Here is an 11,782-nt window from a genome sequence, read left to right on the forward strand (position 1 = left end):
GATTCATGTTGAATCAGTTATACACATAAAAACCTTTTCCTGACTTTTTCCCAAGCCAACCAGCTTTGACATATTGTCTAAGTAACGGACAAGGGCGATACTTACTATCCGCAAAGCCTTCATGAAGAACTTCCATAATATATAGACATGTATCTAAGCCAATAAAATCTGCAAGCGTAAGTGGCCCCATCGGATGATTCATTCCTAGTTTCATAGATGTATCAATATCCTCTACGGAGGCTATACCTTCATATAATGTATAAATGGCTTCGTTAATCATCGGCATCAAGATTCGGTTGGAAACAAAACCCGGAAAATCATTGACCGCAATTGGTGTTTTACTTAATTTCTTCGCCATATCTTCAATGATTTGGTAGGTTTGATCACTTGTTTGTAAGCCGCGAATAATTTCAACGAGCTTCATTACCGGAACAGGATTCATAAAATGCATACCGATAACCTGCTCCGGTCTGTCTGTTACTGCAGCTATTTCGGTTATTGGTAAGGATGAGGTGTTAGACGCAAGAATCGCATCGACGGGAGCGATGACGTCTAATTGGCGAAAAATGTTTGTCTTTACCTCCATATTCTCAATAACCGCTTCAATAATTAAATTAGCTTTGGAAGCATCCTGTAGCGTTTCTGATACAGATAAGCGTTGTAGCGTTTCCAATTTTTCTTGCTCTGTTATCCTTTTTTTTAGCACAGACCGATCCAATAGCTTCTGAATCGTCTGCATCCCTCTTTCCAATGCAACAGCATTGTTATCATTCAATTGTACTTTGAGACCTGATTGTGCACACACCTGTGCAATACCTGCTCCCATTTGTCCTGCGCCAACTACCATAACTCGTTTAATTTCCATGTTTTACCTCCTTTAGAATCCCTTTGTATATACGTTTATTGCTATTACTTCGGTACCTCAATCAATATTGCATCCCCTTGGCCACCGCCACTACAAATAGCAGCAATACCTAAACCACCGCCTCTGCGTCTTAATTCGTATATTAACGTTAAGATAATTCTCGCTCCGCTCGCTCCAATTGGATGTCCTAAAGCGACCGCTCCTCCGTTCACATTTACCTTCTCCTTATCAATTCCTGCTATCTTTCCACTTGCTAACGAAACTGCCGCAAAAGCCTCATTGATTTCAAATAAATCAATATCATCCTTTTTATACCCTGTCTTCTCTAGCAGCTTATTAATAACAAGCCCTGGTGTTTTCGGAAAATCTTTCGCAGGAACAGCTATTTCTGTATGCCCTTGGATGATTGCAAGTGGTGTTTTTTCCAGTTCCTCAGCTTTTTCATCTGACATTACCACAAAGGCACAAGCACCATCGTTAACACCAGGAGCATTCCCAGCTGTAATCGTTCCATCCGTGTCAAAGGCAGGTCTTAACGTACTTAATTTTTCTAGACTTGTATCTTTCCGAGGGGCTTCGTCCGTATCAACGATAACTGCATCCCCTTTACGCTGAGGGATTTCTACTGGAATGATTTCTTTAGCAAATTTCCCTTCCTCTATCGCTTTAACTGCACGTTGATGACTTTGGTACGCCCATTCATCCTGCTCTTCTCTAGTCAATTCGTACTCTTGAGCTGTTGAGTTTCCATAAACACCCATATGAACACCCTTAAAGGAACAGGTTAAGCCATCGTGGACCATCATATCGATTACTTTCTTATCACCCATGCGATTACCCCACCGAGCATCAGGAAGAATATACGGGGCATTGCTCATACTCTCCATTCCTCCAGCTACAATTACTTCTTCATCACCTAGCCGAATTAATTGATCAGCTAGTGTTACACTACGTAATCCAGAAGCACATACTTTATTAATGGTTTCTGTTTTTACCTCCCATGGAATACCTGCTTCTCTTGCTGCTTGACGAGATGGTATTTGTCCTTGTCCACCTTGCAAAACATTTCCCATAATCACTTCATGAATATCTGCGCCATTCATATCCGCACGTTTTAATGCTTCTCCAATTGCCTTACCGCCAAGTTGCGATGCCGTTAATGGCTTTAACGCACCTCCAAATTTACCAAAAGGCGTTCTTGCACCTGCGATAATTACTGATTTTCTCATCTTAAAACATCCCTTCTTTTTTTGATTACGCTTTCTTTATGATTGAACGCTCGCTCAAACAATCTTCTAATAAAAAGCTTGGCATAACCTCCAACCAAGACGCGACGTTGCTTTTCATTTATTGGAAAATAGAGGAGGATGGCTCCCCCTCACATTTCTCTGAGTAAACCGTTGCTTTTCCATAAATATAATAAACGTAATATATAACTAGCTGCTTAAGCACTCTTTACCTCTTCTTCTCTAAACACAGATAACGCAAGTATTTCTGCTACATCCATCGTGCTAATATCCTCTTCTACTTCTTTTGCTTTTGTACCATCACTTATCATTGTTAAACAGTATGGACATGCACTAGATATCATGTTTGGCTGTACTGCCATCGCTTGCTCCGTACGTGCTACATTAATTCGGTTACCGGTTGTCTCCTCTGACCACATAAGTCCCCCGCCAGCACCACAGCACATACCATTCTCCTTGCTGCGATTCATCTCTACTAATTCTAATCCTGGAATGGAACGAAGTATTTCTCTAGGAGGATCATACACTCCGTTATATCTTCCTAAATAGCATGAATCATGATAAGTTAGACGCTGATTTATTTCACGTTGTGGTTCAAGCTTTCCATTTAGAACTAAATCATATAGTAATTGCGTATGATGGTATACTTCAGCTTCAAATCCAAAATCAGGGTATTCATTTTTAAAAATATTATAAGCATGTGGATCAATGGTAACGATTTTCTGAACATTATTTTTTGTGAATTCTTTAATGTTCTTCTCAGCAATTTCCTGGAATAAAAACTCATTTCCTATTCTCCGAGCTGTGTCTCCTGAATTGGCCTCTTTATTGCCTAAAATTGCAAAGCTTATACCTGCTTGATTCATTAATTTAGCAAATGCAATAGCAATTTTTTGACTTCTGCTATCATAAGCCCCCATTGAGCTTACCCAAAATAAATATTCAAATTCCTTATCTTCTTTCTTCAACTCTTTTACTGTAGGGATATATACTGCTTCATCCTGCTCTCGCCACTTGATTCGATCTTTTTTAGACAGTCCCCAAGGGTTTCCTTGCCTTTCAATATTCATCACCGCACGTTGGACGTCCTGATCCATTTTCCCTTCCGTCATAACGAGATAGCGGCGCATATCAATAATAGTTCCTACATGTTCATTATTTACCGGACACGCATCCTCACAATTTCGACATGTCGTACACCCTGATAATTCTTCTTCTGTAATAACGTCTCCGATAAGACTTGCGCTTTGAACCGTTGCTGCTGCTTCATTATCTGCACTTGCACTGTTTCCTTGAGTATTTGAAAAAGCATATGCAGGAACCCATGGTGATTTACCAGTAATAGCTGCGCCCTTCTCCGTCAAATGATCACGTACTTTAATCATTATGTCCATTGGTGACAGCATTTTTCCTGAACCAGCTGCAGGGCATACATCTGTACATCTACCACACTCGACACATGCGTAGAAGTCTATCATTTGATGCTGCTCAAAATCTTCTACCTTGCCTACGCCGAAAGAAATCTCTTCTTCGTCTGCTTCTTCATCCATATCAAAATCAAGTTTTTTTAGCTTGCCTGGTACACGCTTACTTAAAAACACATTTACAGGCGCAGCCAATAAGTGAGCATGTTTAGATTGTGGTACATAAACTAAGAAAGTTAGAATTGTAATTGTATGCACCCACCATGCTATATAAAATAGTACCATTGCTACCGTCGGTGTAATCCATCCAAATACTAATGCTATGGAACTAGCAATTGGCTCAGTCCAAGTCGGATCATGTCCATGCCATAGAAGTGCCATTCCATTTCCAAATAACACGGAAATCATTAAAGTCCCAATAAATATTAGCACTAGTCCCGCTTTAAACCCTCGCTTCAGTCGGACAAGCTTTTCCATATAACGGCGATAAAATGCCCATGCTACTGCGACAAGAATCATTAATGTAACTAACTCTTGGAAGAATACAAACCCTGGATAGAATATACCGAGTGGTAAGTGATTGTCCGGAGATAGCCCTTTTATAAACATATCAATAGCACCGAATTGGACAAGAATAAACCCATAGAACATCATGACATGAATAATACCGGATTTTTTATCCTTTAATAATTTTGATTGTCCAAACACAATTTTTCCAATTCTTCTGAATCTTTCTTTGAAATCACGATCAAATTCTGATTTTCTGCCTAGCCTAATATAGGCTACTCTAGTTGCCACAACCTTAACGAATAGGTAAATACCATAGATTGTGATTGCTACAAAGGCCAATGCGTTAATAAGCAGAAATGTTTCCATTCATTCGCTCCCCCTAATCATGTAGTAATCTATTATAATGTGAAATTTTCATTGTTACTAACAATGAAAGATTTATAACCACCATGATAGCGATTCCATTTTTCAGAAAAATAACTTCATTTAAAATCTTATGTATCCCTACTATAAAATATGAATGATCATTCAGTCAACCTTTTTTTGCTATAGGCGATTTCACCTTCTGTTTCACTATGCAACAGTATATAGGTTAGAATGCAGGTAGATAGTAATAGATCAATGCTATCTTAATTATTCCAAATAAACATACTATTCACAAGTATCAACTCCAATAAATCAAAATCTCCTCTTTGCTTCCGCGGAAGTTGGAATGTTGCCCACGTAATGCGAAGTGTATATCCCCTGCAGGGTCAGGATTGCTGTATAGAGTAAAGCTTCAATCATTTGGGGTATTACTGCCAGCTATATGTGGGATAAAGAATTTAAGAAAAACTGAGCAAAATTCGCTCAGTCCTTATCACTAAATGCTCAGATTTACGCTTCCTCTAGTAGCTATTATGGAATAATAGCTACTGCTTGACCACCACTCCGGCTGCCCACTTCCCTTTCCGTGGGGTTTGTCCTTCAGCTAACTTTTTTAGCAAAACCCGCTCAAAAAAGTGGATCTTCAGGTCAAACATTTCCCACAGGAGTTGAAGTGGCCGCCCTTCGCTATTATCAGGCTCTACAAAGCTAGCATGAAGTAACACAGCTGCTTTTATACTCACGGATAGCGATTTTCACTTTACCCATTGTAAAAAAAGTCAACTATTACTTATGACAGTATTGTTGCACCTTCTCATAGCGGAGACTAATTACGTAGACTCCTGCGGGAATTGCGCGAGCCGAAAATCCACTTTGCAACGTGTTCTTCTTTGCAAAGTTAGTTGAGGCCGTGCCCCATAGCCGTCAAGCTAATAAAAAAGAAGTACGGTGCAATGAAAATATAAACATATTTTTCCAGTTTAATCCGTATTCTTTTATGGGTACTTGTTTTTCTTTTTTACACTTTTACTTACGCGGCACGGAAATGTACTTTATACGCAATGTTTAAGACATCAAAAGGACTTTTATGCTGACAACGATGATCTTTCCTTCCATGCCGGTATATGTTCTGGTAAATATTATCGATGAGAGCTTTCAAAGAAGAAAGGTGATAGAGTGAATACCCCTTCGTCTCTACTATTGCGTTTCTCGCATGATTGATACATTTGTACTCACTTCCTTCTAGTTGATACTTTTCGTAAAGGCAGTAACGGCACTGAAAAGCAATCATCGAAGAAAGAAGAATATGAATGAAAGTCCCATACAAATGACAGTAAAAGCGGTCGGTATTCATTGCCTGCACATCATCAATTTCAAATAACGATTTCCATGTTTTAAAGAGAATCTCCACTTGCCAACGCAAGGAATAGATAGGATACAAGGTTTGCTCATCCATTTCTTCTTGTGTTATATTGGTAGCAAGAATTTGGATATGATTCTTCTTGTTGGCGGATTGGGTATGCCCCCCTTTCCGTCTTCTTTCTTTTAAATAGGTATCTCTCTGTTTTTGTTGCTCTTCGGTTAATCGTTGTACGACTACACGTGCATGAAATGTATTTTTTCCCTTAACACCTAATTGAATGAACCCATAATCCTGTATCTCTCCTGGAGCTAGATGCATGGCATCTTCTTCAGGCTTTATTTGGATTCTTCGTTGCTTGTCATCCAATGTCCAATAGGTCATATTGGCAGGAACACGAGTAATATAATAGGCTCCTGCTCGATCTATTTTTTTAAAGTGATCTCCTGAGAAATAGCCGAGGTCACGCAAGATAAGGTCCTCTTCTCCTATTGTATCTGCCAATTCTTCAGCTGCATCGTGATCACTGTCTCTTGGTCCATAGAACAACGTATGCAAAAAATTCCCTTGATACAGCTCATATTCTAATTGTATTTTCACTCCATCCCAATAACTCGCGGTGTTCTTTTTTACTTGAAAGGATGTGCCATCCAAGATACGGATCCGAGAAAAAGGATAATCAGATGGAGATGGTAACGATAACATCTGTTGTTTTTCCGCTAACCGCATAAAAACTTGTTTTAAAAAAGCCACTCCTTTCTCGTCTAATCGTTGATGTAAGGCTTGTTTAGATATGGATATTTCTGATTCACGAGAAAGGGAGGCACAGAGCTGTCCTAGCCCCTCCGTACCAACTTTTTCATGTAAGAAGGCACATATACTTAAGAAATCTTCCGGCATTATCTTCTTCAATCGTTGTACAAAACCTGATTCCCGAGCAACATTGCGAAGTTCAGAAATAGATAAAATATCGTGCACACTCTTTACAAACGAGTCAAAATGATATTGCTTAGCCATACGTAATCCCTCCAAATTATTCCATTTATAATGTCAGAATAACGAATAACTTTATGGTTTTTAAAATATCCTGCTTAACTTGACGGCTATGGGCCGTGCCCGCGGAAAGCGAAGCAATTAGTCGCAGCATTGCCAATATACATCAAACATTTCAAAATAACTACTTGGCTTAACGCAGTCATTGCACTGATTTTATACTTTCTTAACTTATAAATCAAAACCACCAGTGTGAACTGGTGGTTTGCTCTGCGGCTGAAAGCCTTTGTTACCGACCTCGGCCTTAAAGGCCCACCGAACGGGTCTCCCATTTGCACCACATTCACTCACTGATTCTAAAGAATCTTCTATTTCTTCTTATTTTTTTGGCCTGTAAACGGGTCGTACTCTTCGAATAATGTTAATTGATCACCCATGAAGTCTTCTCTAAGCTGATTTCTAATGTATTCTTGTATTTGCCTTCTATTTCTACCCACTGTATCAGCATAGAAACCTCGGCACCAAAACTTTCTATTGCCATATTTGTATTTTAAATTGGCATGACGATCAAAAATCATCAAACTACTTTTACCTTTTAAATATCCCATAAATTGAGACACACTTATCTTTGGTGGAATACTTACCAACATGTGTATGTGATCTGGACAGCCGTTAGCTTCATGAATGGTTACACCTTTCCTTTCACATAAATCTCGAATAATTTGACCTATACTCTTTTTATACTTTCCATAAATAATTTGCCTTCTGTATTTTGGAGCGAAAACTATATGATACTTACAATTCCACATTGTGTGTGCTAAACTATTCTTGTCCTTCATTGGACACGCCTCCTTCTTAGGTGAGATTTAGTGGTCGGGAAACCAACTTTATCTTACCATGAAGAGAGGCTTTTTTTGACCCCACGCTTAAAGCTTTCCGGAACCCCTGGCACAGCCAGGGGTTTTCAAAAACATAAAAAAGCTATTTTCCACGATTGATGTTGGAAAATAGCTGTAGCTTTTAGAAAATACCGTTTTTTTCTTTGCAAGTTTGTTATGCCTATCGAACGAATACACTCGCTTTTCACTAACGAACGTCCAAGTCTCCTCATTTCTATTTGTGCGTTTTTCTCCTTGATTAAAACACTTTTGTTTTCGTCTCTGAATCTTTTTATTACATCTTTTCAGGTGCTGTTACACCAATTAGTTGAAGTGCATTAGAAAGCGTAATTCGAACTGCTTTCATTAATGCAATTCGAGCTTGAGTTCTCTCCTTATTATCTATATCCAAAACCTTTTCAGCATTATAAAAGCTATGCAGTAAAGTTGCAAGATCGTATACATATTGCGTCACTTTATGTGGTGTTTGCTTTTCAGCAGCATCTGCTACAACCTGTGGAAATTCAGCTAGTTTTTTCAATAAATCCGTTTCTTTCTCAGAAGTGAGTAAAGATACATCCATTGATTCTTCAGTCAAAAGCCCTTTGGCTTTAGCTTGCTCTAGCATTGTACAAATACGAGCATGTGCATATTGTACATAGAACACTGGATTATCATTTGATTGTGAGCGTGCAAGGTCCATATCAAAATCCAATTGGGAATCATTTGAACGAGTTACGAAATAGTAACGAACTGCATCCACACCAACTTCTTCTATTAATTCTCTTAATGCAACTGCCTTGCCTGTTCGCTTACTCATCCGAAGCTTTTCGCCATTTTCAAATAGATTTACCATTTGAATAATTTTCACATCAAACTTTTCTACTGGATAGCCAAGTGCCTGTATTGCTGCTCGCATACGCGGAATATAACCATGGTGATCTGCTCCCCATACATTTACGATCTTATCAAAACCTCTATCTAATTTATTCTTATGATAAGCTATATCTGGTGTAAGATATGTGTAACTACCATCTTGTTTAACCAAAACACGATCCTTATCATCGCCAAAATCCGTCGTACGGAACCACGTCGCGCCATCTTTTTCATAAATGAAATTGTCTAATACATCTAATGCTTCCGTAATTTTATTTTCTTTATATAAGGAACGCTCCGAGAACCAAGAATCAAATTCAACACGAAACTCTGCAAGATCCTTTTCAATTTTACCAAGTTCATATTTTAACCCATACTCTTTAAAGAAGGCTAACCTGTCCTTCTTCTCTTTAACTGCCCATTGATCGCCGTATTCTACACCCAGTTGCTTACCGATTTCTACAATATCTTCACCATAATAACCATCCTCCGGCATTTCAGCATCGTTACCTAATGCTTGTAGATAACGTGCTTCTACTGATAGAGCTAGATTATCGATTTGATTTCCCGCGTCATTGATATAATATTCACGTTCCACCTCATATCCAGCAGCATCTAACACATTGCATAAAACATCGCCAAACGCAGCTCCACGAGCATGCCCTAAATGGAGATCCCCAGTAGGATTTACTGATACAAATTCCACCTGAATTTTCTCACCTTGACCTGCATTTGTTTTTCCGTAAGATTGTTGTTCGCGCAGAATCGTTGGAATTATTTCACCAAGAAAATTGTCCTTCATGAAGAAATTAATAAAACCAGGCCCAGCTATTTCAACCTTATCTACAGCTGCTTCAGCCTTATCTAAATGCTTAACAATATCATCGGCGATTTGTCGAGGCGACTTCTTAGCAATACGCGCTAGCTGCATGGCAATATTTGTAGCAAAGTCTCCATGTGTTTTATCTTTTGGTTTTTCTAATATAACATCTGGCATCTCCGCTTCGTTTGTAAGCTCTGCCTGAATAACTGCTTTCGTAATTTGCTGTTTTAATATATTCTCTGTTTGTGCTAAGACATTCATGTCATGTCCTCCTCTTTAATCGTTACATCGATTTTATGTTGCCGTTCCTCTTGTCCATTTAGTTTGACAGTATAAGCTATATGTAAACTTCCATCTTCCCGGGCTTTTAATGGGGAATACAAAATAGATTGTGTGAAGGTTTCCATATGTATGCTGCCATAAGGATGCTTTAATACATTTTCTGTCGTTTGCCTTTCCTGGAACTGTTGATTCATCGTAACGTTACCAGAACGCTTAATATTTACCCTATCTGATTGAATAGTAATAAGATTTTTAATGACCGAATTATCGTCTGCCATTTCTTCAAATGTAAGTACATCCAAACTTCCTTTTTTGTATAAAAATCCATTTTGCTGAATTTTATTATATTCCATTTGACCATTATCGTCGATCGTCGTACAAAGTTCAATAGCCACTTGCTTATGTAAACTCATTATATCGCCTCAACTTTAGATAAATCCTACCAGATTATAAGCCTTTTATAAACATGTATTCCTGTGTATTCTATTATAACAGAATATTTTTATCAAGCATTGATGTACCAAGGTTTTATAAAGTGAAACTTCCATCCGGCTTTTACTGAAACAAATACGTACAAAGGCTTAAATCGCCACGTCCTGTGGCAACGCCTTTGTGACCTACTTCCATGTAGGCCCGAACCAATCGGGCATTTACTGGCAGTTGATCCCACACTTAACCATATTTGTTTTCTTCATTGTAAACAACATAAAATTTGCTTCTTTACCTTACGTACTTCATCACTTTTTTTATACGTTCACAAACCGATTAATTCCAAACATTATCTAAAATCCCATTATTAACACATATCTTTAGTTGCCAAACAATGCAGCCTCGATACATATCGAGCACTTGTTTTTTATGCATATGCATAATGTTACGAGAATAACGCTCGTGTAGGATAACTAGTGAGATACGAGCATTCACAGGAAGAATACAGGAAGCAGGTAAAGAATTTCAACCAAATATGTGACGGTAACCTTACTGTGTAAATTTTATATTTATGATATCATCTAGAAAATATATGTTAGGAGTGTTTTTTTGGACATCTTTATAACTATAGTTTTAATTATTGCCATTTTCGCTTCAATCGCTGCGTGGATCAATACCCAGACTATTTTAAAAGAATTAAAAGAAATAAAAGAGCATTTGGGTTTGAAGGGTGAGCAGAATGTCACGCCTCCATTCATTAAAAATGATCTCGATAAATGAATAACAGACCCTTTCAATTAAGGAGGGTCTGTCTGTGCCTAAATTATGAATAGACATTATAAGCTATTATTTTACCCAACCAAGCAACATTTCACGGATGAATTTACTTGCTGCAATCGCGGTCTTTTCCGAATGATCGTAAATGGGTGCAACTTCCACTACATCTGCACCAATTACCTCAACATTTGCATTTGCAATAAGCTGAATCACGTCTAACATTTCTGCAGAGGTAATACCACCCGCCTCCGCTGTACCAGTACCAGGTGCGAAGGCTGGGTCTAATACGTCAATATCAATGGTCACATAAACTTTTTTACCGGCTAGCTTTGGCAACATTTCCCTAAGTGGTGCAAAAACGTTGTACTTTGCCATATACATGCCGCTTTGCTTAGCAAATTGAAACTCCTCACGCATACCTGAGCGAATTCCAAAAGAATAAACATGATGAGCCCCGATCAATTCACAGATTTTTCGTATGGGCGTAGAATGAGAAAGGACTTCTCCTTCATATTCCTCTCTTAAGTCGGCATGAGCATCTATATGGATGAGAACCATGTCTGGATACATCTCATGCACTGCTTGAATTACTGGCCACGTAACTAAATGCTCCCCACCTAATCCAAGGGGGAATTTACCATCATGGACTATCTTTGAAACATAATTTTTAATTTTAGTTAAGCTTCTTTCCGCATTGCCAAATGGAAGTGGGATATCTCCTGCATCAAAATAACTTACTTCTTCTAAATGCTTATCCAAATATGGACTATACTCTTCAAGACCAATTGAGGCCTCACGAATTCGTCCAGGACCAAATCGGGATCCAGGTCTAAAGCTTACGGTCCAGTCCATTGGCATTCCGTAAATAACAGCATCTGCTTGATTATAATCTTGGCCAGCCATAATAAAAACTTTCCCAGAATAGGCTTCATCAAATTTCATAAAACGATCC

Annotated in this window: 10 protein-coding genes; 1 reads left to right on the forward strand and 9 read right to left on the reverse strand. The window is 38.5% G+C overall.

Features of this window, described 5'->3' with window-relative positions; all coding sequences use genetic code 11:
- Positions 1–13 precede the first annotated feature (13 nt).
- The 8 genes from D9782_RS02230 to D9782_RS02265 form a co-directional block, all read right to left on the reverse strand.
- The gene (locus D9782_RS02230) at positions 14–865 is read right to left on the reverse strand and encodes a 3-hydroxybutyryl-CoA dehydrogenase (RefSeq protein ID WP_026681810.1); all 852 of its coding nucleotides are present in this window, start codon (positions 863–865) and stop codon (positions 14–16) included.
- A 44-nt stretch (positions 866–909) separates the two neighbouring features.
- Entirely contained in the window at positions 910–2,094 is a 1,185-nt protein-coding gene (locus tag D9782_RS02235) for an acetyl-CoA C-acetyltransferase (protein WP_121603964.1), read from the reverse strand.
- 215 nt (positions 2,095–2,309) lie between these two features.
- On the reverse strand, positions 2,310–4,412 hold the full coding sequence (locus D9782_RS02240) for a (Fe-S)-binding protein (RefSeq protein ID WP_026681812.1): 2,103 nt from the start codon (positions 4,410–4,412) through the stop codon (positions 2,310–2,312).
- A 545-nt stretch (positions 4,413–4,957) separates the two neighbouring features.
- On the reverse strand, positions 4,958–5,155 hold the full coding sequence (locus D9782_RS02245; RefSeq protein ID WP_121603965.1) for a hypothetical protein: 198 nt from the start codon (positions 5,153–5,155) through the stop codon (positions 4,958–4,960).
- A gap of 287 nt (positions 5,156–5,442) precedes the next feature.
- A complete protein-coding gene (locus D9782_RS02250) occupies positions 5,443–6,789 on the reverse strand; it encodes an IS4 family transposase (RefSeq protein WP_121603961.1) in 1,347 nt (448 codons plus the stop codon).
- Between the two features lie 344 nt (positions 6,790–7,133).
- The gene (gene tnpA / locus D9782_RS02255) at positions 7,134–7,604 is read right to left on the reverse strand and encodes an IS200/IS605 family transposase (RefSeq protein ID WP_026681813.1); all 471 of its coding nucleotides are present in this window, start codon (positions 7,602–7,604) and stop codon (positions 7,134–7,136) included.
- A gap of 334 nt (positions 7,605–7,938) precedes the next feature.
- A complete protein-coding gene (gene argS / locus D9782_RS02260) occupies positions 7,939–9,603 on the reverse strand; it encodes an arginine--tRNA ligase (protein ID WP_026681814.1) in 1,665 nt (554 codons plus the stop codon).
- Entirely contained in the window at positions 9,600–10,037 is a 438-nt protein-coding gene (locus tag D9782_RS02265) for a YwiB family protein (protein ID WP_034679229.1), read from the reverse strand. The genes argS and D9782_RS02265 overlap by 4 nt, the downstream gene beginning before the upstream one ends.
- A gap of 625 nt (positions 10,038–10,662) precedes the next feature.
- Between D9782_RS02265 and D9782_RS22660 the strand changes: the two genes are divergently transcribed.
- Positions 10,663–10,833: a hypothetical protein gene (locus D9782_RS22660; protein WP_161629276.1), complete on the forward strand. Its 171-nt coding sequence runs from the start codon at positions 10,663–10,665 to the stop codon at positions 10,831–10,833.
- A 66-nt stretch (positions 10,834–10,899) separates the two neighbouring features.
- Here the strand turns inward: D9782_RS22660 and speB are convergent, their stop codons facing one another.
- Entirely contained in the window at positions 10,900–11,772 is an 873-nt protein-coding gene (gene speB, locus D9782_RS02270; RefSeq protein WP_121603966.1) for an agmatinase, read from the reverse strand.
- Between the last annotated feature and the right edge of the window lie 10 nt (positions 11,773–11,782).

The organism is Virgibacillus sp. Bac332 (assembly GCF_003667785.1).
Taxonomy (GTDB): Bacteria; Bacillota; Bacilli; order Bacillales; family Amphibacillaceae; genus Virgibacillus; species Virgibacillus salarius.